Annotated in this window: 25 protein-coding genes; 3 read left to right on the top strand and 22 right to left on the bottom strand. The window is 63.2% G+C overall.

Annotated elements, in window-relative coordinates; genetic code table 11:
- Positions 1 to 37: 37 nt before the first annotated feature.
- Positions 38 to 922: a DNA-3-methyladenine glycosylase family protein gene (locus SM130_RS09000; RefSeq protein ID WP_102823753.1), complete on the top strand. Its 885-nt coding sequence runs from the start codon at positions 38 to 40 to the stop codon at positions 920 to 922.
- Here the strand turns inward: SM130_RS09000 and SM130_RS08995 are convergent.
- From SM130_RS08995 to aroC, 8 genes are all read right to left on the bottom strand, one after another.
- Positions 919 to 1,476, bottom strand: a complete 558-nt coding sequence (locus SM130_RS08995) for a histidine phosphatase family protein (protein WP_102823752.1) — start codon at positions 1,474 to 1,476, stop codon at positions 919 to 921. The genes SM130_RS09000 and SM130_RS08995 overlap by 4 nt on opposite strands.
- A gap of 3 nt (positions 1,477 to 1,479) precedes the next feature.
- Positions 1,480 to 1,671, bottom strand: coding sequence for a PLDc N-terminal domain-containing protein (locus SM130_RS08990; protein WP_102823751.1), 192 nt, complete (start codon positions 1,669 to 1,671; stop codon positions 1,480 to 1,482).
- A gap of 3 nt (positions 1,672 to 1,674) precedes the next feature.
- Positions 1,675 to 1,887, bottom strand: a complete 213-nt coding sequence (locus SM130_RS08985) for a PLD nuclease N-terminal domain-containing protein (protein ID WP_102823750.1) — start codon at positions 1,885 to 1,887, stop codon at positions 1,675 to 1,677.
- 80 nt (positions 1,888 to 1,967) lie between these two features.
- Entirely contained in the window at positions 1,968 to 2,651 is a 684-nt protein-coding gene (gene mtnC / locus SM130_RS08980; RefSeq protein WP_102823749.1) for an acireductone synthase, read from the bottom strand.
- A gap of 1 nt (position 2,652) precedes the next feature.
- Positions 2,653 to 3,198, bottom strand: coding sequence for a 1,2-dihydroxy-3-keto-5-methylthiopentene dioxygenase (locus SM130_RS08975; RefSeq protein ID WP_102823748.1), 546 nt, complete (start codon positions 3,196 to 3,198; stop codon positions 2,653 to 2,655).
- Positions 3,199 to 3,248: 50 nt separating this feature from the next.
- Positions 3,249 to 3,869 (bottom strand): methylthioribulose 1-phosphate dehydratase, encoded by a 621-nt coding sequence (locus tag SM130_RS08970; protein ID WP_102823747.1) that lies wholly within the window; start codon positions 3,867 to 3,869, stop codon positions 3,249 to 3,251.
- Positions 3,866 to 5,017 carry an MFS transporter gene (locus SM130_RS08965; RefSeq protein ID WP_102823746.1) on the bottom strand — a complete coding sequence of 384 codons (1,152 nt, stop codon included), beginning with the start codon at positions 5,015 to 5,017 and terminating at the stop codon, positions 3,866 to 3,868. Before SM130_RS08965 ends, SM130_RS08970 begins: the two co-directional genes overlap by 4 nt.
- Before the next feature lie 74 nt (positions 5,018 to 5,091).
- Positions 5,092 to 6,183: a chorismate synthase gene (gene aroC / locus SM130_RS08960; RefSeq protein WP_102823745.1), complete on the bottom strand. Its 1,092-nt coding sequence runs from the start codon at positions 6,181 to 6,183 to the stop codon at positions 5,092 to 5,094.
- A gap of 144 nt (positions 6,184 to 6,327) precedes the next feature.
- Between aroC and SM130_RS08955 the strand changes: the two genes are divergently transcribed.
- Together SM130_RS08955 and SM130_RS08950 are read left to right on the top strand one after the other, a co-directional pair.
- Positions 6,328 to 7,290: an alpha/beta hydrolase gene (locus tag SM130_RS08955; RefSeq protein ID WP_102823744.1), complete on the top strand. Its 963-nt coding sequence runs from the start codon at positions 6,328 to 6,330 to the stop codon at positions 7,288 to 7,290.
- Between the two features lie 82 nt (positions 7,291 to 7,372).
- Positions 7,373 to 8,149 (top strand): hypothetical protein, encoded by a 777-nt coding sequence (locus SM130_RS08950; RefSeq protein WP_102823743.1) that lies wholly within the window; start codon positions 7,373 to 7,375, stop codon positions 8,147 to 8,149.
- Between the two features lie 10 nt (positions 8,150 to 8,159).
- Here SM130_RS08950 and SM130_RS08945 read toward each other — a convergent pair whose 3' ends face one another.
- The 14 genes from SM130_RS08945 to SM130_RS08880 form a co-directional block, all read right to left on the bottom strand.
- The gene (locus tag SM130_RS08945; protein ID WP_102823742.1) at positions 8,160 to 9,383 is read right to left on the bottom strand and encodes a maltoporin; all 1,224 of its coding nucleotides are present in this window, start codon (positions 9,381 to 9,383) and stop codon (positions 8,160 to 8,162) included.
- A gap of 110 nt (positions 9,384 to 9,493) precedes the next feature.
- Positions 9,494 to 10,666 (bottom strand): ABC transporter ATP-binding protein, encoded by a 1,173-nt coding sequence (locus SM130_RS08940; RefSeq protein ID WP_102823741.1) that lies wholly within the window; start codon positions 10,664 to 10,666, stop codon positions 9,494 to 9,496.
- 12 nt (positions 10,667 to 10,678) lie between these two features.
- Entirely contained in the window at positions 10,679 to 11,521 is an 843-nt protein-coding gene (locus tag SM130_RS08935; protein ID WP_102823740.1) for a carbohydrate ABC transporter permease, read from the bottom strand.
- Entirely contained in the window at positions 11,514 to 12,431 is a 918-nt protein-coding gene (locus SM130_RS08930; RefSeq protein WP_102823739.1) for a carbohydrate ABC transporter permease, read from the bottom strand. The genes SM130_RS08935 and SM130_RS08930 overlap by 8 nt, the downstream gene beginning before the upstream one ends.
- Positions 12,432 to 12,539: 108 nt before the next feature.
- On the bottom strand, positions 12,540 to 13,787 hold the full coding sequence (locus SM130_RS08925; RefSeq protein WP_102823738.1) for an ABC transporter substrate-binding protein: 1,248 nt from the start codon (positions 13,785 to 13,787) through the stop codon (positions 12,540 to 12,542).
- Between the two features lie 158 nt (positions 13,788 to 13,945).
- Positions 13,946 to 15,397: an ATP-binding protein gene (locus SM130_RS08920; protein ID WP_102823737.1), complete on the bottom strand. Its 1,452-nt coding sequence runs from the start codon at positions 15,395 to 15,397 to the stop codon at positions 13,946 to 13,948.
- Positions 15,381 to 16,115, bottom strand: coding sequence for a response regulator (locus SM130_RS08915; RefSeq protein ID WP_102823736.1), 735 nt, complete (start codon positions 16,113 to 16,115; stop codon positions 15,381 to 15,383). Before SM130_RS08915 ends, SM130_RS08920 begins: the two co-directional genes overlap by 17 nt.
- A gap of 58 nt (positions 16,116 to 16,173) precedes the next feature.
- Positions 16,174 to 17,136: a glucokinase gene (locus tag SM130_RS08910; RefSeq protein ID WP_102823735.1), complete on the bottom strand. Its 963-nt coding sequence runs from the start codon at positions 17,134 to 17,136 to the stop codon at positions 16,174 to 16,176.
- Positions 17,133 to 18,962: a phosphogluconate dehydratase gene (gene edd, locus SM130_RS08905; RefSeq protein WP_102823734.1), complete on the bottom strand. Its 1,830-nt coding sequence runs from the start codon at positions 18,960 to 18,962 to the stop codon at positions 17,133 to 17,135. Before edd ends, SM130_RS08910 begins: the two co-directional genes overlap by 4 nt.
- Before the next feature lie 232 nt (positions 18,963 to 19,194).
- On the bottom strand, positions 19,195 to 19,971 hold the full coding sequence (gene scpB, locus SM130_RS08900; RefSeq protein ID WP_102823733.1) for an SMC-Scp complex subunit ScpB: 777 nt from the start codon (positions 19,969 to 19,971) through the stop codon (positions 19,195 to 19,197).
- Positions 19,972 to 19,992: 21 nt separating this feature from the next.
- Entirely contained in the window at positions 19,993 to 20,814 is an 822-nt protein-coding gene (locus SM130_RS08895; protein ID WP_102823732.1) for a segregation and condensation protein A, read from the bottom strand.
- Between the two features lie 29 nt (positions 20,815 to 20,843).
- Positions 20,844 to 22,049 carry a tryptophan--tRNA ligase gene (locus tag SM130_RS08890; RefSeq protein WP_181019219.1) on the bottom strand — a complete coding sequence of 402 codons (1,206 nt, stop codon included), beginning with the start codon at positions 22,047 to 22,049 and terminating at the stop codon, positions 20,844 to 20,846.
- Between the two features lie 57 nt (positions 22,050 to 22,106).
- Entirely contained in the window at positions 22,107 to 22,730 is a 624-nt protein-coding gene (locus SM130_RS08885; RefSeq protein WP_102823730.1) for an L-threonylcarbamoyladenylate synthase, read from the bottom strand.
- A 13-nt stretch (positions 22,731 to 22,743) separates the two neighbouring features.
- Positions 22,744 to 23,610 carry a PHP domain-containing protein gene (locus SM130_RS08880; protein ID WP_102823729.1) on the bottom strand — a complete coding sequence of 289 codons (867 nt, stop codon included), beginning with the start codon at positions 23,608 to 23,610 and terminating at the stop codon, positions 22,744 to 22,746.
- Between the last annotated feature and the right edge of the window lie 226 nt (positions 23,611 to 23,836).

The raw sequence follows: 23,836 nt of genomic DNA, 5'->3' as shown, positions 1-23,836 counted from the left end.
GGGCGACAAAGTGAATGACGCACGCTAGGGTCTGGTGATGACTGAAACCTTGCAACTGCCCTACCTCGAACCTTGGGACTGGCAGCAATTCCATCGCCATTTCGCCCTGCGCCTGCTGCCAGGTGTCGAACGTCTGGAGCCGGACGGCTACTCGCGTACGCTGCGTCTGGGCCCAGCTAGCGGTTGGCTCAGCGTACGCACACTGGCTGACCGCCCAGCGCTCGAACTGACGCTCAGCAACTCGCTGCAACAGGCGACCCAGACGCTCGTCAGCCAGGTGCGCAAAATGTTCGATCTGGACGCGGACCCGCACGCCATCGCAGCACACTTCACCCCTGACCCCGCGTTAGGTCCGCTGATCGCGGCTCAGCCAGGCCTGCGTCTGCCGGCTGCCTATGACCCGTTCGAGCAAGCCGTGCGCGCAGTGGTGGGCCAGCAGGTAACGGTAAAGGCAGCGGTGACCATTACTCGCCGCCTGGTAGAGCGGCTCGGCGAGCCGCTGCAAGACGCACCAGCCGGGCTGGAGCTGCTCTTCCCTACTGCCCAGGCAATCGCCGATGACCCGCTGGAGAACATCGGCATGCCTGCCAAACGCGCGCAGGCTCTGCGCCGCCTCGCTGCAGCGGTGGCCGAAGGTGCGCTGCAATTGCATGTCGAAGACGGCGCCGACGTGCTTGTCGAGCAGCTGTGCGAACTCCCCGGTATCGGCCCCTGGACGGCTGAATACATCGCCCTGCGCGGGTTCGGCGTTGCGGACGCCTTCCCGGCAGCCGATCTCGGTTTGCTCAAGGCGCCTCTATGGGGCGACGGCGGCATCGCCGCCAAGGCGCTTGCAGCACGTGCGGAAGCCTGGCGGCCCTGGCGGGCCTACGCCGCCATCCACATCTGGGACAACTATGCCAAGGGAACCAAGGGTGGCTAAGGCGGAGCGATGCGTGCCAATACCACAGGAGGCACTGCCAGCGGACGAGCCAGGATCAGCCCCTCCCCCGATTGCGGGAAGATGCCCGTCAGCGCAGTGATATTGACTTGATGAGTCACCAGCACCGCGACCTCGCCCGGCGCTAGTACCTCGACTGCCCGGCGCAGCGCGGCTGTCTGATGCCGCTCGGTGATCGGCGATGTGAAGAAGGAATCCAGCGCAGGCAATGGTTCGACGACTCCGAGCGCCATGAACTGCGCCGTCTCAAGCGCACGGCACCAACGGCTACTCAGCACCCGAGCGCTTGTGATGCCGGCCTGCCGTAACCGCGCGCCCCAGCGCCGGGCTTCGGCACGACCGCGTTCATCGAGATTACGCTGCGTCTTGCAGTCGTCGATGTTAAAGCCACCAGGGTCGCCCAAACCTGGCGCAGTAGCGTGGCGCAAAACGAGAATGGCATGCCCTTCACGCAATGCCTGCCATGCGTCGTGTTCATCGGCCTGCGCCAGTTCCAGGCTGTAGAGCAGGCAGATCAGCAGGCCTGCGCGACACATGATTCAAAGCCGCGCCTTGCCGAATGGCCCCGCTGCCACCGCCCACATGACCAAGCCAACGACCGGCAGCAGCACGATCACCAATGACCAGATCACTTTGCGACCTACTTCGATGGAGCTGCGCCAGACATAGACGATTGCCACCAGGTCCAGCAGCAGCACGATGATCGCCAGCGGAGCGCTCAGGCTTTCCATCAGTTAGTGCCGGTAAGGTCCACGTGCATCGGGACGATTGCCGCGCGGGCCCATGATTCCCCAGATGATCAGGCCGAGCACTGGCAGAATGACGATCAGCAGGACCCAGAGCACTTTCTTGCCGCTGGTGCTGTCACTGCGAATCACGCTGATGATCGCCCAGATATCCAGTATCAGGATGAGCAGGCCGAAAATACCGCCGAAGGCGTCTCCCATGGGTACGCTCCTGTTTGGGTGGGTACGTAACGTAGGATGCCAGCGCGGCGGCAGGGTTCAGTTCCCTGGTTCAGAGCGGCTCAATAGCGGGCAGGGTCGATCTGCGCAAAGCTGGCTACGCTTTCATGTCCGCCCAGCTCGCCGCCTTCGCGCGCCAGGCCACACACCTGCATGCCGGCCTGCTGCGCTGCATCAAGCTCTTCGGCAACGTCGGAAAGGAACAGCACGTGGACGGCCGGAACACCAATGGCCTCGGCGATACGCCGGTACGACGCAATGTCCCGTTTGTGCCCGCTGGTGGTATCGAAATAACCGGAGAACAACGGCGTCAGGTCGCCGGCCTCGGAGCAACCGAATATCAGCTTCTGCGCCTGGACCGAGCCCGAGGAATAGACGTAAAGATCGAAGCCGCGCGCCTTCCACTCGCGCAGCGCGGCTACCGCATCCGGGTAGACATGCCCCTTGAGCTGTCCGGCCCGATACCCCTGGGCCCAGACCATGCCTTGCAGGGCCTTGAGCGAGGTGACCTTGCGATCACTGGCGATCCAGCCAAGCAGGATTTCGATGACGCGCTCGATATCTGCATCGAGCTCCCCGCTTTCACTGCGCACCGCTTCGATCTGCGCGGCTACCGCGGGTGCCTCGGCGTGACTGCGGATGTAGGCCGGCAGATGCTCGCGAGCGTAGGGGAACAGCACATCGAAGACGAAGCTGACGGCGCTGGTGGTGCCTTCGATATCGGTGAGGATCGCCTTGATCGGCATCTCAGTCGTCCAGCCGCGGGAACTGATCGGCGATGCTCTCGCCAGTGAACTCGGCGACCCAGCCTTCCGGGTTGTTGAACAGGCGGATGGCGACGAAGTGCGGCTCTTCACCCATGTCGAACCAGTGGCGCGTGCCGGCGGGCACGGAGATCAGGTCGTTCTTTTCGCACAGCACGGCGTAGACCATGTCCTCGATATGCAGCGTGAAGAGCCCGCGCCCGGCGACGAAGAAGCGCACCTCGTCCTCGGCATGACGGTGCTCGTCGAGGAACTTCGCGCGCAGTTCGTCCTTCTGCGGGTGATCGCGGGTCAGGCTGATCACATCGACGGTGACGTAGCCACGCTCGGTCATCAGCTTGTCGATCTGCGGCCGGTAGGCAGCGATCACCTCTTCCTGGCTGGCCCCGGCGACGATTGGTGCGCTGGCTTCCCAGCGCTCCAGCTGCACACCGACCTTGGTCAGCGTCGGGGCGATGTCTTCGAGGTGGGTCAGCACCTTGAGCGGCTGATCGGGGCGGGACTCGTGATAAACGCTGAGGACACTCATGTTCGGCTCTCCGAAAATCGTCTGGCCGGTCGTTACCGGCCAGGCAGGAATTATCTGGGCTGCAGGGCGCGCATTTTCAGTTCGCATTCGAAGAGAAATTCGAACGCCTCGATCTGCCGCAGCGCATCGCTCATCTTCTCGCCCCAGGTGTACAGGCCGTGGCCACGAATCAGGTAACCGACGCAATCGGGATGCTCGTCGAGCCAGGGCTGCACCCTGGCGGCCAGGCGCGCGATGTTCTGATCGTTGTCGAAGATCGGCACCAGCACTTGTGATTCATGGCTCGAGATACCACTGAAGGCCTTCTGCAATTCGTAGTCGGCGAACACCAGCGAATCGGCCAAGGCTACGCGGGACAGCACCGTGGCGTTGACCGAATGAGTATGCAGCACCGCGCCGATCTCCGGCTTCCAGCGATACAGCTGGGTATGCAGCAACGTCTCTGCGGAAGGCTGCTTGCCCTCCTCCAGACTGTTGCCGTCCATGTCCACCGCGAGCAGGTCGTCAGCAGTCAGCTCACCCTTGTGCCTGCCGGAAACGGTCAGCAGTACCTCGGCGCTGGTCAGGCGCGCGGAGTAGTTGCTGCTGGTCGCCGGCGACCAGCCACGACCATACAAAAAGCGTCCGGCGTCGATGATCGCCTGGCTCAGGTGGCGGCGCGTGGCAGTCATGCTCGGTCCTCCTGCAAACGGAAGGCAATGATAGCGGCTGCGGCCAGCGCCGCCAGACTGGCAATGGCGAACGACCAGCCTGGCCCAAGACCTGACCAGGCGTAGCCCGCGTAGAGCGCGCCCAATGCGCCACCGATGCCCGACAGGCTGGCATACAACGCCTGGCCCTGGCCCTGCTGGCGATGACCGAAACTGCGCTGGACGAAGTGAATGGCGGCAGCATGGAAGCTGCCAAAGGTGGCCGCATGCATCAACTGCGCAACCAGCAGCACGGCAAGATGCTCGGCAAATTGCCCGAGCAGCACCCAGCGCAGCGCGGCTATCAGGAAACTGGCCAACAGCACCTGACGCAGCGAAAAACGCGCAAGCAGGCGCGCCATGACCAGAAACAGCAGGATCTCCGCTACCACGCCCAGCGCCCACATCAGCCCGATGAAGCTGCGGCTGTAGCCGAGCGCCTCCAGGTGAATGCTGAAAAAGGTGTAGTACGGCCCGTGGGCCAGCTGCATCAGCGCCACGCAGGCGTAGAAAGCCAGCACACCAGGACGTCGCAGCTGAGCGAGAAAACCGCCGTGCCCGGTCACCTCGCTACGCTGACGCGGGTGCGCGTTGGGTACCCAGGCACTGCTCAGCACGATGCCGACCATCACGAAGGCCACCGCAGTTGGGTAGAGATCAAGGCTCAGCTGCTGGAACAACAGCCCGAGCCCCACCACCGCAAAAATGAAACCGATACTGCCCCATAGGCGAACCTGGCTGTAGCGCTCGGGCTGTTCATGCAGATGGGCCAGTGTGATGACTTCGAACTGCGGCAGTACCGCGTGCCAGAAGAACGCATGCAGCGCCATCACCATCGCCAGCCAGGCAAAGCTCTTGTCGAAGAAGATCAGGCCGAAGGAGAGCAAGGTGCACAACGCACCGAGGCGGACGATTTCCAGCCGCCGGCCGGTTGCGTCACCCAGCCAACCCCAGAGGTTCGGCGCCACGCAGCGCATCAGCATGGGGATGGCGATCAGTTCGCCGATGCGTTCCGGGAAAAAACCCAGGTGATCGAAGTACAGGCCGAGAAACGGCGCCGTCGAGCCGAGCAACCCAAAGTAAAAGAAGTAGAAACCGGACAGGCGCCAGTAAGGCAGAGCAGCGGCCATGGGCTACAAGCTACCGGCTGCAGGCAAAGGCCGTCTTTTCCTGCAGCCGCGCACCTGTTGCCTACCGCGCGGACTCACAGTTGCGGCAGCACCGGGGTGAGCACCTGCACATCGGCGTTCTGCCCACGGTGGCGCAGCAGGTGATCGAGCAGCACGATGGCCATCATGGCCTCGGCAATCGGCGTCGCACGGATGCCAACGCACGGGTCATGGCGGCCCTTGGTGATGACGTCCACCGGTGCGCCATTCACGTCGATCGACTGCCCTGGCGTGGTGATGCTGGACGTCGGCTTGAGCGCCAGATGGGCGACGATCGGCTGGCCCGAGGAGATGCCGCCGAGAATGCCGCCGGCATTGTTGGAGTGAAAGCCCTGTGGCGTCAGCTCGTCACGGTGCTCGGTGCCACGCTGGGCTACCGAAGCGAAACCGGCACCGATCTCCACGCCCTTGACCGCGTTGATGCTCATCAGCGCATGGGCCAGCTCGGCGTCGAGACGGTCGAAAATCGGCTCGCCAAGGCCCGGCGGCACGCCATCGGCAACCACGGTGATCTTCGCGCCCACCGAATCCTGATCGCGACGCAGCTGGTCCATATAGGCCTCAAGCTCCGCCACCTTGTCCGGGTCCGGGCTGAAGAAGGCATTCTGCTCGACACTGTCCCAGGTCTTGAACGGGATCTCGATCGGCCCGAGCTGGCTCATGTAGCCACGCACCTGGATGCCCAGGGTCGCCAGATACTTCTTGGCGATGGCGCCGGCCGCCACGCGCATGGCGGTCTCACGTGCCGAGCTGCGGCCACCGCCGCGGTAGTCGCGCACGCCATATTTGTGGTGATAGGTGTAGTCGGCATGGGCCGGGCGGAACTGGTCCTTGATCGCCGAGTAGTCCTTGGACTTCTGGTCGGTGTTGCGGATCAGCAGGCCGATCGGGCAACCGGTGGTCTTGCCTTCGAACACGCCGGAGAGGATTTCCACCTCATCGGCTTCCTGGCGCTGGGTGGTGTGCCGGCTGGTACCCGGCTTGCGACGGTCGAGGTCGCGCTGCAGATCGTCCAGCGACAGCTCCAGCCCAGGCGGGCAGCCGTCGACGATGGCCACCAGTGCAGGACCATGGCTTTCGCCGGCAGTGGTGACGGTGAACAGCTTGCCGTAGGTATTGCCGGACATGCAGGACGCTCCGCGATCGACCGAAAAACAGGGGCCGGAAGTATACCTGAGGGCGCTGCGGTTTCATCGTCCCTGTTGCCGGCGCATACTGACCTTTGCGTCGAATGCCGCATCCAACCTGCTCCGTGATCAAGAAGTCCTTCCATGCGTGCCCTGCTGATTTTGCTGCTAATGACCATGTCCCCTTCTTTCCTGCAGGCACAGACCCTGCTCAATCAAACGCTCAATCTGGACACCGGCAGCGGCATGTTGCAGGGCAGCCTGCTGCTGCCGAAAAGCGACCAGTCGGTGCCGGTGGCGTTGTTGATCGCGGGCTCCGGCCCGACCGATCGCAACGGCAATAACCCTGCCGGACACAACGACAGCCTCAAGCGCCTCGCCCAGGGCCTGGCCAAACTGGGCGTGGCCAGCCTGCGCTATGACAAGCGCGGCGTCGGCGCCAGTCTAGCGGCCGCGCCGAACGAGAGTGAGCTGAGCGTTGACGCCTATGTCGACGACGCCTTGGCCTGGAGCGAAAAGCTCAGGAACGACTCGCGCTTCAGCGAGCTGATTCTTATCGGCCACAGCGAGGGTGCGCTGATCGCCAGCCTTGCAGCGCCCAGGTCCGGAGCCACCGCATTGATCAGCATTGCCGGCAGCGGCAGGCCGATCGACCAGGTGCTGCGTGAGCAACTTCAGGGTCGCCTGCCACCTGCACTACTCGCCACCAGTTACTTCCTGATCGACGAGCTCAAGGCCGGACGCACCCATATCGAGGTGCCCGAGCCGCTGCAGGTGCTGTTCCGCCCCAGCGTGCAGCCTTATCTGATCTCGCTGTTCGCTTTCGACCCGGCCACCGCCTTCGCTGCCGTCGAGATACCCGCGCTGATCGTTCAGGGCCGTCATGACATCCAGGTTGGTGTGGAGGATGCCGAAGCGCTGCAGCGAGCGAAGCCGGATGCCAAGCTGGCGCTGATCGATGGCATGAATCACGTGCTGCGCATCGTCCCGCCGAGCGCCGCGCAGTTGGCCTCCTACGACGACCCGAACCTGCCGCTCGCCCATGCTCTGTTGCAGGACGTTCAGCGCTTCCTGCTGGATAATGGCATCCCGCCATCCTCTAGTTAGGCGCCGCGCGGCCGATAGCCCGCGTGACGATGGCCCGATACGACTCCTGAACGAGCCGCCGCGCAGGCCCAGGAACGCGCAGATGACCGACACCGAGACGACTCCAACCGCCGAGAAAGACCTGGCCGAAAAGCCGAAACATCCGTGGGCAGAACTCAAGCCCGACCGGTTTCGCTTGCTGCGCCTGGCGCCACTGCCAACCGAACGCGACGGCGGCGCACGTCCGCTGCGCTTCGTCGAACTGGCTCAGCTCGAACGCCATACACCTGAACAGAGCCTGCTGCGGATGTTCATCAACATTCCCGGCCAGGTGCGCGCGCGCAAGAACAACGTGCTGGAGGTCTGGGCCGATCACCGCAGCAAGGAGCTGCGCTTCGGGCCTGATTCGGGCCTGCGGCTGGAACCAGCCAATCGCGGGCTCGGCCGCTTCCTGCTCGCGCAGGGCGCAGCTTGGGCACAGCGGCGTTGGGGCCACTATCTAATTGAAGGTGGGGCGCTGAAGGACGTATCGAGTGACGACCAGCGCCTGCGTCGTGACCATTGCCTGCGCACTCAGGGCTTCGACATCGACTACCCCAAGGATCAGACGGCCACGGCGACCTACGGTGCGCCGCGGGTCAGCATCCTGCGACCTGACTGGAACAGCGAAAAGGTCCAGGTCGTCGAACTGCAGGACGCCGCAGCCATGTTGGAGCAGGCCGACCGCAACCTGCAGGCGCAGGAAAACCAGATCCGCGACCTGCAGGAGCGTATCGCCCGCTTCCGCCGCGAGGACGGTGCGCTGCGATTCACCATCGTCAGCCTGATTGCGCTGGCGCTGTTCCAGGCCGGACTACTGATCTGGATGGCGACCCGCTAACCAGTCGCGCTTACCACCAGTGCTCCACCTGCACGCCGAAGTTCGAACCGTGCTGGGCATTACCGAACGCACCCGTATCGGACAACGCCGAGCCCTCGGCCATCAGGTTGGCTGCACGCTGCGCGGCATCGTTCCAGCTGGCGTAGGTGTAATACAGGCGGAACTCGGGGCGCGCCCAGAATCCCGGACCTGACGGTGACCAGGTCGGCGCAACGGTGAACTTGCTCAACTTGCGCGTGCCGTCGGTGGCATCGATCTGGTCATGCCCTACTTCGGCAACGAGCTTGAACTGCTCGTTGATCGCATAAACCGGACGTGCACCCACCGACCACCAATCCTGGTCACCGCCATCAGCGCGCTTGTCTTTCTGGTAGACGACCTGGAACTGGCCGCCAAAGCGCGGCGTCAGCTGCCAGTCGAAATACTCCACTACGCGCCAGCTCTTGGCACTGTCATCCAGTGTCACGTCGCCGGTGTAGCCGAGGCCAGTGCCTGGGCCTTCACCGTACTGCAACGCCACGGTGTTCTTGCCACCGAGAAAGTCCGACTGCACGTGCTGCACCGTCACTGCCCAGCCACTGTGAGCGTCGTCACGGCTGGGCTTGTCGATGTAGCTGACACCAAACTCCAGCTCGCCGCCCGGGTTGCTGTCGAAGCCGCCGACGTTGAAGTCGTGGCGATTGACGTAATTCTTCTGGAATACGCTGTCCTTGCGCGAGAAGGCGTAGCTGTACTTCAGCCCGCCGATTTCCATGTCCTCAACCCCGGCGCCGGTGGCGCTCTGGTTCCAGTAATAGAAGTCGGAGATGTGGATGTCGTTACGCTTGTAGAACCGGCGCCCGGCCCACAGCGAGCCGTTATTGAGTGCCGGCACCTTGCTCCACTCGGCATAGGCCTGCACCATCCGCGCCCAGCCGTGATCGCCGGTAAATTTCGGGGTGTGGTTGTACTGGTTGTACAAGGCCGCCATGCCTTCCAGGCTCAAAACCGAGCCGTCGGCAAAGGTGTAGAGGTCGTGACGAAGATCCAGCTCGCCGTACTGCTCACATTCGTTACCGAGGCGGTACTTGCTCGGCGCGCCAGGCAACTGGAAGCAGGATTGCGAGTCGCTGTTAACCGATTCACCGACGCCGCTACGCATGTAGCCGGTGAATTCCAGGGCGTGGGCGCTCAGAGGCAGTGCCATTCCGGCAACGGCGGTCGCTACGCCCAACGCTGTTAGTGTTTTTTTCATATCCACTCCGCTTTTGTTGTTATTGATCGCTGGATCGAGCCGAGACGGCTCTTTTCATTCCTGTAACCGTTCACTTTCATCGGCCGCCTGCTGGCAAGGCAGGCGGCATGTCACTGCGCAGTTCCCGCGCCGTTGGAAACCAGCCGAGTAACCTTGCTCTCACGTACAGGCTCAGGCTGGACGACACCCAGCCGTTCGCCGGTCTGCCCATCGAAAAGCAGCGCCTTGCGCGGATCAAATTGCAGATTGAGCGTTTCCCCCACCCGCGGAGCCTGATCCGGTGCCAACCGGCAACAGGCCTTGACCTGGTTCAGTGTGAACACCACCAAGGTGTCTGGCCCGGTGGGTTCCACCACTTCGATGTCGACTGCCAGAGAAAAATCCGTTGATCCTGCTGCAGCCAGGCCAATTTGTTCCGGCCGGATGCCGAGAATGAGCTCGCGGTCACGCAGACCCTCGTCGCTGGTAATCGGCAACGGCAACTCGCAACTGCCCTGCTCGCTGTTGAGCACACCCACCCAGCGCCCGTCGCGCTGGCGAATGCGCAGCGGTACGAAGTTCATCGGCGGCGAACCGATGAAGCTGGCGACGAACAGGTTGGCCGGGTTGTTGTATATCTCGTGCGGGGTGCCGAACTGCTGGATGACGCCATCCTTCATCACCGCGACCTTGTCGCCGAGGGTCATCGCCTCGATCTGGTCATGGGTGACGTAGACCGTGGTGGTTTTCAGGCGCTGGTGCATCAGCTTGATCTCGGTACGCATCTCCACCCGCAGCTTGGCATCGAGATTCGACAGAGGTTCATCGAATAGATAGATCTTCGGCCGTCGCGCCAGTGCCCGGCCCATGGCCACACGCTGCTGTTGGCCCCCGGACAGCTGCGCCGGTTTGCGCTCGAGCAACGGCTCGATCTGCAGCAGCTTGGCAACCCGCGCCACCTCCTCCTCGATCTTGGCCGCCGATACCTTGCGCATCTTCAGGCCGAAGGCGATGTTGTCGCGCACGCTCATGGTCGGATAGAGCGCGTAGGACTGGAACACCATGGCAATATCCCGATCCTTCGGACTGGCCTGGCTGATGTCTTCGCCGTCGACGAGAATCTCGCCGCCGGTGATGTTCTCCAGCCCGGCGATGCAGTTCATCAGGGTGGATTTTCCGCAGCCCGAAGGCCCGACCAGGATCAGGAACTCACCGGCGTCGATCCTCAGCGCGATGTCCTTCAGCGTCGCGATCTGGCTGTTGCCATAATTCTTTTGAACGTTGCGCAGTTCCAGGGAAGCCATCGTTGTTTCTCCTCAACCCTTGACGGCGCCGGCAGTCAGCCCGCGCAGGAAATATTTGCCGGCGACCACGTAGACCACCAGCGTGGGCAGCCCAGCGATCATCGCGGCCGCCATGTCGACGTTGTATCGCTTGGCGCCGGTGCTGGTGTTCACCAGATTGTTCAGCGCTACGGTGACCGGCTGCGTGTCGCCACTGGCGAACACCACACCGAACAGGAAGTCGTTCCAGATCTGAGTGAACTGCCAGATCAGGCAAACCATGATGATCGGCACCGACATCGGCAGCAGGATGCGTCCGAAGATGGTGAAGAAGCCGGCGCCGTCCAGTCGCGCCGCCCGCACTAGCGCATCCGGCACGCTGACGTAGAAGTTGCGGAAGAACAGCGTGGTGAAGGCCAGCCCGTAGACCACATGCACCAGCACCAGGCCGGTGGTGGTGTTGGCCAGGCCCAGCTTGCCGAGCGTAAAGGACGCCGGCAGCAGGATCACCTGGAACGGCAGGAAGCAGCCGAACAGCAGTAGACCGAAGAACAGCTGCGAGCCACGGAAGCGCCACATCGACAGCACATAGCCGTTAAGCGCGCCCAGCGCCGTGGAAATCAGCACGGCCGGAATGACGATCTTCACCGAGTTCCAGAAATAGCCGCCAATGCTGTCCCAGGCGGTCAGCCAACCCATCGCACTGAAGGCTTGCGGCCAGCTCAGCAGGTTGCCCGTGCGGATGTCTTCCGGGGTCTTGAAGCTGGTCAGCAGCATCACGATCAGCGGCACCAGGTAGACGGCACAGGCCAGCAACAGCGTGGCATGGATAGTCAGGCGCCCGAGGGTCAGGCGCGGTTGCGCGAAGTCAGACATGGCGCTTGTTCCTCAGCTCGGAATACAGGTACGGCACGATGATCGCCATCACCGCGCCGAGCATCAGAATGGCGCTCGCCGCACCCAGGCCCATCTGGCCGCGGGTGAAGGTGTGGGCGTACATGAACATCGCCGGCAGATCGCTGGAATAACCCGGCCCACCGGCTGTCATCGCCGCCACCAGGTCGAAGCTCTTGATCGCGATGTGGGCGAGGATCATCAGCGCGCTGAAGAACACCGGGCGCAAACTCGGCAACACGATGCGCAGGTAGATGATCGGCAGGCTCGCACCGTCCACCTGGGCGGCGCGGATGATCGACTGATCGACACTGCGCAGGCCGGCAAGAAACAGCGCCATGACGAACCCGGAGGCCTGCCACACTGCAGCGATCACCAGGCAGTAGATGACCCGGTCCGGGTCCACCAGCCAGTCGAAGCGAAAGCCTTCCCAGCCCCAATCGCGCAGCAGCTTGTCCAGCCCCAAGCCAGGATTGAGCAGCCACTGCCAGGCGGTGCCGGTGACGATCATCGACAGCGCCATGGGGTACAGGTAGATGGTGCGGATCAGCCCTTCGCGACGGATACGCTGGTCCAGCAGCACGGCGAGCACGACGCCGATCAGCAGGCTGATGGCGATGAACAAGCCACCGAAGACCAGCAGGTTCTGGCTGGCGACCCACCAGCGGTCGTTATCCCAGAGGCGCTCGTATTGCTGCAGGCCGACCCATTTGTAGCTGGGCATGAAGCGTGAATTGGTGAACGAGAGCAGGAAGGTCCAGCCGATGTAGGCGTAGAAGCCGACCAGCACGATCAGCATGCTCGGAGCCAGCACCAGCTTGGGCAGCCAGCGCTGCAGGGCGTCGAACGGCGAGGCCTTGGCTGGCCTGGCTTGAAGCGCGATGGAGCTCATGGGTGTGATCCCTCGGGGAAATCCGGGATGTCGTCGCCCAAGGCACAGGCGTGGGCATGTGCCGGGACGTACGTCAGGGAAGCGGGCGGACGCGGTCCGCCCTCAGCGTTACTGCACGGCCTTGATCGCCGCAGCCAGCTGCTTGGCCGCCTTTTGCGGGTCGGCCTTGGGATCGTTGAAGAAGTTGGTGACCACGTCGAACACCGCACCCTGCACATAGCTGGAAGCGGCCATGCCATGGGTCAGACTGGGCTGCAAACCGCTGCCCTTGGCCGCCGCCTTGAAGTCAGTCATCGACTGCTGGGCGCAGGCGTCGAACTCGCTCATGTCCTGGTCCTGGCGAACCGGAATAGAGCCCTTGTTCTGGTTGAAGAACGTCTGGAATTCCGGCTCCAGCACGGTGCGCGCCAGGTCTTCCTGGGCTTTGCGGTTGTCATCGTTGCTGAGCTTGAACATCGCCAGGGAGTCGATGTTGAAGGCAAAGCTGCCTTGGGTTCCGGGGAACGGCAGGCACTGATAGTCCTTACCGGCCACCTTGTTGGCGGCGGTGAACTCGCTTTTTGCCCAGTCGCCCATGATCTGCATGCCGGCTTTGCCGTCGATGACCATGCCCGTAGCACGGTTCCACTCGCGCCCCGCAGCATCGGGATCGATGTAGTCACGCAGCTTTTTCAGGGCGGTAAAGGCCTGGACCATCTTGTCGCCAGTCAGGGTGTCGTTATCCAGCTCGACGAAGGCCTTGTGATAGTCGTCCGGCCCGAGAATGCTCAGCACGAAATCCTCGAAGACAGTGCCGTCCTGCCAGGGCTGGCCACCGTGGGCAACCGGGATAAAGCCGGCGGCTTTGAGCTTGTCGGCTGCAGCAAAGAACTCATCGAGCGTCTTCGGTGGCGTGGCGCCGGCCTTTTCGAATACTTCCGGATTGATCCACAGCCAGTTGACCCGGTGTACGTTGACCGGGACGGCCACGTAGGAACCGTCGTACTGCATGATCTTGCGCACCTGCTCTGGCAGCAGCTCATCCCAGCGCTCGGCCTTGGCGGTGTCATCAAGGTTGGCGAGCAGGCCGAGCTCGCCCCACTCCTGGATGTCTGGGCCCTTGATCTGTGCAGCAGAAGGCGGGTTGCCGGACACGGCGCGGGTTTTCAGTACAGTCATGGCAGCCTCACCGCCGCCACCGGCCACCGCAAAATCCTTCCAACTGTGGCCCTTCTGCTCGACCAGCTTCTGCAGGGTATCGGCCGCGCGCTTTTCACCACCGGAGGTCCACCAGTGCAGAACTTCGACTTCGCCGGCGTGGGCGAGAACAGGCAGGGCAAGGGAAACGGATAGAGCGAGACGATGGAACGCATTCATGGAGGGGCACCTTCTTGTTTTTATCCTGCAAGTCATGGTCGCTTGCGATGGATCGAGTCTATGCGCAGAAAAATGGTCACTGGGTAACGAAGGGATGGCCGATGGTCACAAGGCCGTTACAAAGGCGCGACACGCGTAACGAGGCGCACGGGGCTGATTCAGCGCGGCAGGGTCAGCGTCACCCTCAGCCCACCCGGCTGCAGGTTGCGCATGCTCAGCTCGCCGCCATGGGCGTGGGCGATGTTGCGTGCAATGCCAAGGCCCAGCCCATAGCCCTGCTGCTGCCCCGACAGTCGTACGTGGGGCTCGAAGACCTGTTCAAGACGCTGCTCCGGTACACCAGGGCCCTCGTCATCGACGTGCAGCACCAGCGTCTCCTTGTCGTCCTCGACGTGTAGATGGGCGCGCTCGCCGTACTTGAGCGCGTTATCCAACAGGTTGCCGATGCAGCGCTTGAGCGCCAGTGGCTTGCCGGGATAGCTGGCGAGTGCGCGCCCGTCCAGGGTCACGCGGGTGCGGTCACAGGCCTGATACGGTTCGACGATATGCTCGAGGAGCAGATTGAGGTCGACCGCCTCGATGTTCTCGTGGATATCAGTGTCCTTCACGCATTGCAGCGCGCCCTTGACCAGCAGTTCCAGCTCGTCGAGATCGCGGGTGAATTTGATCTGCTGGGCTTCGTCTTCCAGCAACTCGACCCGCAGGCGCAACCGCGTGATGGGCGTACGCAGGTCGTGGGAAATGGCGCTGAACAGTTGTCCCCGCTCGGTCAGGTAACGGCTGATGCGCTCACGCATGTTGTTGAAGGCGCGACTCACCTCGACGATCTCACTGGCGCCGGTTTCGGTCAGGGTTTGCACCTCGGCGCCCAACGACAATTCACGCGCTGCCTTGGCCAGGCGCTTGAGTGGCCGGCTCTGCCAGCGCACCAGCAGACCGATGAACAGCAGCAGAAAGGCGCTGGTCAGCACGATGAACCAGAGCTGCTGGATCGGCAGGCCCTCGTCTTCCAGGCTGACGTAGGGCGCCGGCATCAGCGAGGCCAGGTACAGCCATTCCTGTGGGGCGATCTGGATTTGCGTCACCAGTACCGGCGGCGACAGCGGTTCTAGCCCCAGCGCGTAGTGCGCCCAGGAGCGCGGCAGTTCATCGAGCTTGATGCCGCTGTTGAAGATGCGCAGGTCGTCCGGACTGACGAATTCGATGGTCAGGTCCACCTCGCCGCCGAGCCGTTGACGCAACACCTGCTCCACTTCATGCAGGACGGCCCGCTTGCGCGGCGTCTCCGGAAGAATCTTCATGTCCAGCGGGTTGTCGTTCAGCGAGACGAAAAACCGCGTGCCGCCCATGCTGCGCAGCTGATCGAGTACCAGCGGACGATAGCCCAGTGGCAACGAACGGAAGTAGCTGACGCTGGCGGCCATCGACTGCGCCAGGCTGCGGGCGCTGGTCAGCAGGCCTTCCATCTGGCTGGCGCGCAGCTGTGACAGCCAGATCAGACTCGACAGGCCCTGAGCCAGCAACACCGCCAGCAGGGTCAGGAGCAGCATCCGTCCGAGCAGCGAGCGCGGCACCAGCCGCAGGCGCCGCCGCTCAGTGCGCAGATTCATGGTGCGGCGTTACCTGGGTGGCCAACAGATAGCCGCTGCCACGCACGGTGCGGATCAGCCGCGGCGACTTGCCGGTGTCGCGCAGGCGCTGGCGCAGACGGCTGACAGCCATGTCGACGATGCGCTCCAGCGGCATCACCTCGCGGCCGCGCGTGGCGTTGGCGATGGTGTCGCGGTCGAGGATCTGCTGCGGATGATCGAGGAACAGCTTGAGCAGGGCGAAATCGGCGCCTGAGAGAAAGACTTCCTCGCCGTCGGCGTGGAACAGGCGGTGGCTGATCATGTCCAGCCGCCACTCATCGAAGGCCAGCACATCGCTGCCACGCTCCTGGGCGAAGCTGACCCGCCGCAGCAGGGCCTTGATCCGCGCCAACAACTCGCGCGGGCTGAAGGGTTTGCCCAGATAATCGTCTGCGCCGAGTTCCAGGCCAATCACCCTGTCCGTCTCGTCGGAGCTCGCCGTGAGCATGATGATCGGCATTGAAGCCAGCCGGTCATGCTGGCGAATCCAGCGGCACAGGCTGAAGCCGTCCTCGTCGGGGAGCATGACGTCGAGAATTACCAGGTCGGCCGGTTCGGCACACAGGGCAGCACGAAACTGACCGCCGTCCGGCACGCCACGCACCTGAAAGCCTGAGCGACTGAGATAGGTCTGCAACAGTTCACGGATTTCCTGATCGTCGTCGACCAGAAGAATGTTCTTACCTGCTTGGCTCACGTCACGTCCCTTTCTTGTTGTTATCCGATCACCACCGACCTGATCTGTCTGTCGCCGCCTAGGCACCCTCCAGCAACGGTTGCAGCGCCACGCCTGCCCCTTCCAGACCGGGGTAAGGCGCGGTCACCAGCCACACCGGCAGTCGATCGAAATAACCGCTCATCTGCCCCTTCTCGCGTAGTGCATCGCGAAAGCCGCTAGCCAGGAAGATATCGACGAAGCGTGGCACCACGCCACCGACGATGTATACGCCACCGCGAGCGCCAAGTGTCAGCACGTTGTCTCCGACGATGCGCCCCAGCCAGCGACAGAACTGTTCCAGCACTGCCGCCGCGTATGGCTCACCGGCCAGCGCTGCGCGAGTAACCTCGGCAGGTGAAGCGAAAGCCTGCTGCTGCCCATCCAGCGCACAACAGGCGCGGTACAACGTCAGCAGGCCCGGACCGCTGAGCACCGCCTCGGCATTGACATGGCCAAGGGAGCGATGCAGCTGCGACCAGATCGCCGCTTCCCGATCTGTACCGATCGGCAGGCAGATATGCCCGCCCTCACCGGGCAAGGCCCGCCAGCCGCCGCCAGACAACGGCAACAGCCCTGCAACCCCGAGCCCGGTGCCGGGCCCTATGACCAGCCGCGGCCGTCCTGGTTCAGGCTCGCCCTGGCAAACCGTGATGCGCTCGCCATCGTGCAGGCGTGTCATGCCCAGCGCCATGGCGGTGAAGTCGTTGATCAGCAACAGCTCCTTTACGCCCAACTCGCGGCAGAACGCCTCCCGGCTCAGCTGCCAATGGTTGTTGGTAAAGCGAAAAAGATCGCCGCCGACCGGTCCGGCACAGGCCAGGCAGACCGCTTCGAGCGCTTCGAGTGGCTGGTCCACTTCATTCAGATACGCGCGGATCGCCAGTTCCGGCCGCGCATAATCCGCGGTGGGGAGCACGCGAATCTGCTCGATATGCTGATCACGCCACAGGGCGAAACGTGCGTTGGTACCTCCGATGTCTCCAACCAGCGCTGTCTTCACTTGAGCGCCTCCAGACTCTCGGTGAATGCGCTGGCGCCCTGCTCTGCCGTGCTGAACGAGGCGCGCATGAAGGCAAAGAGCTCACGACCGCAGCCAATGCCCATGTCTTCAGGCCGAATCGCCGGTTCACGCGCATTCCATTCGGCGGGATCAACCAGTGCCCGCAGTTCCCCGGTCTCGCCATCTACACGGATGATGTCGCCATCGCGCACCCGCGCCAGCGGCCCGCCGTCCAGCGCCTCGGGGCAGACGTGAATGGCCGCCGGCACTTTGCCAGAGGCTCCGGACATGCGCCCGTCGGTGACCAGTGCCACCTTGTAGCCACGGTCCTGCAATACACCGAGGAACGGCGTGAGTTTGTGCAACTCCGGCATGCCGTTGGACTTCGGGCCTTGAAAGCGCACTACCGCAATGAAGTCGCGCTCCAGCTCGCCAGCCTTGAACGCAGCCGCCAGCTCGCTCTGATCAATGAACACCCGCGCTGGCGCCTGGACCACACGGTGCTCTGGTGCCACCGCGGAAATTTTGGTGACCCCACGGCCAAGGTTGCCCTCCAGCACGCGCAGCCCGCCTTCCGGGGAGAATGGCCGCTCGGCCGGGCGCAGGATGTTCTCATCGAGGCTCTGCGCTGGCCCGTCACGCCAGACCAACTTGTCTCCGTCGAAGAACGGCTCCTGGATGTAACGTCGCAGCCCCTTGCCGACCACGGTATGCACATCTTCATGCAGCAATCCGGCATCGAGCAGCGTGCGCACCATGAACGGCACGCCGCCACAGGCATGGAAGTGATTCACGTCGGCCTGACCGTTGGGGTAAACCTTGGCCAGCGTCGGCACCACCTCGGAAAGATCGGCCATATCCTGCCAGGTCAGCTGGATGCCAGCGGCACGGGCGAATGCGGGAATGTGCAAGGTATGGTTGGTCGACCCACCGGTGGCGTTTAGCGCGACGACCGAATTGACGATGGACTTCTCGTCGACCACCTGACACAGCGGTGTGTAATTACCGGCCTGGTGGGTCAGACGCGTCACCTGCTGCGCTGCCTCGCGAGTCAACGCATCGCGTAGCGGCGTGTATGGGTTGACGAACGATGAGCCCGGCAGATGCAGGCCCATGATTTCCATTACCACCTGATTGGTATTGGCCGTGCCATAAAACGTGCAGGTACCGGGGCTGTGATAGGAGTTCATTTCCGACTCCAACAGTTCCTCGCGGCTGGCCTTGCCCTCGGCGTAACGCTGGCGCACCTCGGCCTTCGCCTTGTTGGGAATTCCAGAAGGCATGGGTCCGCCTGGAACGAAGATGGTCGGCAGATGGCCGAAGCGCAGCGCGCCTATCATCAGGCCGGGCACGATCTTGTCGCAAATGCCGAGCATCAGCGCCGCATCGAACATGTTGTGCGACAGCGCAACAGCGGTGCTCATGGCGATCACTTCGCGGCTGGCCAGGCTCATTTCCATGCCCGCCTCGCCCTGCGTGACGCCATCGCACATGGCCGGCACGCCACCCGCGAACTGACCGACCGAACCGATATCGCGCAGTGCCTGGCGAATCATTTCCGGAAAATGCTCGTAGGGCTGATGCGCCGACAGCATGTCGTTGTACGCCGAAACGATGGCAACGTTTGCCGCGTTCATCAGGCGCAGACTCTGCTTGTCCTGACTGGAATTGCAGCCGGCGACACCATGAGCGAAGTTGGCGCATTGCAGCCCGCCTCTCTGCGGGCCCTCGCTGGCGGCAGCGGCCATCATCGCCAGATAGCGCTCACGGGTTTTGCGGCTGCGCTCGACCAGGCGCTCGGTGACTTCTAGAACTCGCGGATGCATGCCTCACTCCTGCTGCAAGATTCAACTGTTGGTTGAACAGCTCAACGTTTGGTTGAAAGCTCAGACAACCATAAACCATCCAGGGTCAGTTGGCGTTCGGACGCGATGCGATGCCGACGACCGAAGTGCCAGCCGGGCGGGTTGATGGTGGAAGGACTTGGCTGCGAGCGCCCCCGCGAGGGTGCCGATCACTTTATTGGCACGCGCGACCGCGCTCGGCGAAAAGTTCCGATCAGGGCGCCGGCTTCGCCTCGGATGGCTCGTCCGTGAGCGTTTCTTCCTCGGCCTCCAGCAGGTCGTCGAAGTCGGTCTTGAGGCCCTGCTCCATACCGTCGAGTTCAGCCAGCAAGCTGCGAAAGCTGGCCTGCTCGCGTATCGGCGCCTGTGGCTCATCAGCCGCCTCATCGGCGCGCGCCTGCAAGGCGACAGGCACGGGCGCGTCCTCGTCGTCGAGCACCGGGCGCAACTCTGGCTCCATCTCGCGCAACACCGCGAGTGGCGGCAGCTCATCGAGGTTCTTCAGGTTGAAATGGTCGAGAAATTGCCGCGTGGTGGCGAACATTGCCGGCCGACCCGGCACGTCACGATGGCCAACCACACGAACCCACTCGCGTTCCAGCAGTGTCTTGACGATCTGACTGTTCACCGCGACGCCGCGAATGTCCTCGATCTCGCCACGGGTGATCGGCTGGCGGTAGGCAATCAACGCCAGGGTTTCCAGCAGCGCGCGGGAATAGCGCTGCGGGCGCTCTTCCCACAAGCGGCCAACCCAGGGCGAAAAGCGCTGACGCACTTGCAGGCGATACCCGCTGGCGACCTCCTTGAGTTCGAAGGCGCGGCCCTTGCAGGATTTCTCCAGTACTTCGAGCGCCTTTTTCAGCTGCGCCGATGACGGCCGTTCGCCTTCCTCGAAGAGTTCGCCCAGGCGTTCCAGGGAAAGCGGCTTTCCAGACGCAAGCAGAAAAGCTTCGAGCAGCGAAGCGAGATCCTTCGGATCGGACAGGTCCACGATTGACTCCTGCAAAAATGCTTATTCGGTACGGCTGCGCACATGAATTGGCGCGAAGGGCTCGTTCTGCACCAGCTCGACCAGCGACTCCTTGATCAGCTCGAGCACGGCCATGAACGTCACCACCACGCCAAGCCGGCCTTCCTCGACACGGAACAGCGCAACGAAGGGTACGAAGCCGCCGCCCTTCAACCGCTCAAGCACCTCGCTCATGCGCTCGCGGGTCGACAGCGCTTCACGGGTGACCTGGTGGCTCTCGAACATGTCGGCGCGCCGCAGCACCTCGGCCATCGACACCAGCAACTCCTCCAGGCTGACGTCCGGCAGCAGCTTGCGCGCACGCGCCTCGGGCGCATCGAGGCGCGGCACCTGCAGGTCACGGCCGACACGTGGCAACTCGTCGATGTCCTCGGCCGCGGCCTTGAAACGCTCGTACTCCTGCAGCCGACGGATCAGCTCGGCACGTGGATCGTCTTCTTCCTCGGCGATCTCCGCCGAGCGCGGTAGCAGCATGCGTGACTTGATCTCGGCGAGCATCGCGGCCATCACCAGGTACTCGGCAGCCAGCTCCAGGCGCACCGATTTCATCAGTTCGACGTAGCCCATGTACTGACGGGTGATCTCCGCTACCGGGATATCGAGAACGTCAATGTTCTGCTTGCGGATCAGGTAGAGCAGCAGATCCAGCGGGCCTTCGAACGCCTCGAGAAAGACCTCCAGCGCATCCGGCGGGATGTACAAATCCAGCGGCAGCTCAGTCAACGCCTCGCCATAGACCAGCGCCAGGCGCAGCTGCTCGCCGGGCTGGATCGCTTCGGTACTGGGGGACTCGGTTTGCTGCATGGACATCCTCAAAGGCTGCACGGCGAACGTCAGCGGTAATTCAGGCCCATCGCCTGGCGAACCTCGACCAGCGTATCGCGAGCTTCATCGCGGGCCCGCTCGGCACCTTCGGCCAGGATGCTGCGAACCAGATCGGGGTTCTGTTCGTAGTCCAGCGCACGCTCCTGCAGCGGCGCCAGGTCGGCCTTGATCGCCTCGATCAGCGGCGCCTTGCATTCCAGGCAGCCGATGCCGGCACTGCGACAGCCCTGCTCGGCCCATTGGCAGACCGCCTCTTCGGAGTGCACCAGGTGCATCTGCCACACCGGGCAGCGCGTCGGCTCACCGGGATCGCTGCGATGTACGCGCGCCGGGTCGGTGGGCATACGGCGGATCTTTTCATCGATCTCGTTCGGCGTGTCGCGCAGATAGATTGCATTGCTGTTCGACTTGGCCATCTTGCCGCCGTCGAGGCCGGGAATCTTCGGCGACTCCCCGAGCAGCGCCTGAGGCTCGGGCAACAGCAGCTTGCCGCAGCCTTCCAGGTAGCCGTACAGACGCTCCTGATCGCCGATGCTGATGGTCTGCTGTTCCTTGATGATGGCTCGTGCAGTGTTCAGCGCTTCGACGTCGCCCTGCTCCTGGTAGCTCTTGCGCAGGCTGACATAGAGTCGCGAAGTCTTCTTGCCGAGCTTGCGGATCGCCGCTTCGGCCTTGCCTTCGAAATCCGCCTCGCGGCCATAAATATGGTTGAAGCGCCGCGCGACGTCGCGGGCAAACTCAATGTGCGGCAGCTGGTCGGCCCCGACCGGAACCAATCCGGCGCGGTAGAGCAGGATGTCCGCCGCCTGCAGCAGCGGATAGCCGAGAAAACCGTAGGTATCCAGATCCTTGTGCTGCAGGCTCTGCTGCAGCTCCTTGTAGGACGGCACGCGCTCCAGCCAGCCCAACGGGCAGATCATCGACAGCAACAGATGCAGCTCGGCGTGCTCCGGCACCTGTGACTGGATGAACAGCGTTGCGGAACTCGGGCTGACGCCTGCGGCCAGCCAGTCCACCGCCATGTCCGTGATGTTCTGCGAGATTTCGCTGGAATTTTCGTAGTCGGTGGTCAAAGCGTGCCAGTCGACAATGCAGAAGAAGCATTCGTACTCGTGCTGCAGTCTGACCCAGTTCTTCAGCACACCGTTGTAGTGGCCGAGATGAAGCCGGCCACTTGGGCGCATGCCGGAAACCACGCGCCGCTGCGAATCCATGGAGCTCAAAAGGGTGTCCTTGATTGATGTTGTACGGGCACGCTTGCCTTCGTTGCCTCAGGCCATGAACGGCGTGGGATCGCCGCAACCGACCCGCACCACTTCGGGCTGATCGTCGACCAGGCTGATCACGGTCGATGCCTCGACGCCACCGTACCCGCCATCGATGATCAGGTCCACCTGATGCTCCAGCGCGTCGCGCATCTCGTACGGATCGCTCATCGGCAGATCCTCACCCGGAAGAATCAGGCTGACGCTCATCAACGGCTCGCCGAGTTCTTCCAGCAACGCCTGGGCGATCGGCTGCGCCGGCACACGCAGGCCGATGGTACGGCGCTTGGGGTGCAGCAGCATGCGCGGCACCTCGCGGGTGGCCGGCAGGATGATCGTGTAAGGACCCGGCAGATGGGCCTTGAGCAGGCGGAAGGCGGCGGTATCGACCTTGGCGAACAACCCCAGCTGCGACAGGTCGCGGCAGGCCAGGGTGAAGTTGTGCTTGTCGTCGAGCTGGCGCAGGCGACGAATGCGCTCGATGCCCGCCTTGTTACCCATCGAGCAGCCGACGGCGTAACTGGAATCGGTCGGATAGACCACGACGCCACCCTTGCGGATGATTTCCACGGCCTGCTTGATCAGGCGTGACTGCGGGTTATCCGGATGAATCTGAAAGAACTGGCTCATGGGAACTCCCTGTTCAGCTGGCAGCAGGTGTGCGGCGCTCATGATCGAAATGTCTCCAAAGCGGCGACAGGTCTTCCGGCAAGTTGCGGTACAGCCCAAGCTCCGACCAGTCGCCGGGCGCATGGAAATCGCTGCCGACCGTGGCCATCAGGCCCAACTCACGTACCAGCGTCGACAGCCCGCCGACCTGTTCCAGCGGTTGCATGCCGTTGACCACTTCCAGCGCATGGCCGCCTGCCTGGGCGAAATCGATGACCAGCCGGCGCCGCTTGCTGCGGGTGAAATCGTATTGCCACGGGTGCGCCAGACTGATCCAGGCGCCGGAATCGCGCAGGGTCTGTACCGTCTGCTCCAGGCTTGGCCAATGCTGTTTGACATCTCCGAGCTTGCCCGAGCCCAGCCACTTGCGAAACGCCTCGGCGCGGTCACGCACATGCCCGGCACGCACCAGGAAGTCAGCGAAATGTGGCCGCGCCGGCGCATTGCCGCTGTCGCCGAGCTCCTGCTGAATCGCACGTGCGCCCTCGAGCGCGCCGGGCATCCCCTTCGCTTCGAGTCGCTGGCCAATCAGCTCGGCGCGGCGCCAGCGCCCCTCGTGCAATTGCGCGATCGACTGCTGCAACGCAGGCGCGTCGGCGTCGAACGCGTAGCCCAATATGTGGATAGTAGCCCCGTTCCACAGGCACGAAAGCTCGATGCCGTTGACCAGTTGCATGCCCAGGTCCTGGGCGGTCGTCCGCGCCTCCGCAAGACCGTCCACCGTATCGTGGTCGGTAAGCGCCAGCAGCTGGATACCACGTGCATGGGCGCGCTCCACCAGCCTGGCAGGTGCCAGCGCGCCATCCGAGGCGGTGCTGTGGCAATGCAGATCGACAATCATCTAGTAACGCACTCCAGTGAGGTGCTGCCACCTCGAGAAAAAAAGCCGTGACCCCGTTGTAATAGACCTTCCACGGTCCAAACCAAACGGGCGCTCGCGCGAAAACGGCCGGCTAGTCTAACGCCGCGCCGAGGCTTTGGCTTGCATCGGCGCCTTCGCCACATAATCCGCGTCCGCGCGCGGAGATTTCGTTTCTGCTTCGACCGCCGATCCCGTTCACCGTGCG

Origin of the sequence: Stutzerimonas stutzeri, from assembly GCF_038561965.1 — a bacterium.
GTDB classification, from domain to species: Bacteria; Pseudomonadota; Gammaproteobacteria; order Pseudomonadales; family Pseudomonadaceae; genus Stutzerimonas; species Stutzerimonas stutzeri_AA.
Note: the sequence above shows the minus strand (reverse complement) of the source record. Positions and strands in the feature narration are given on the sequence as shown.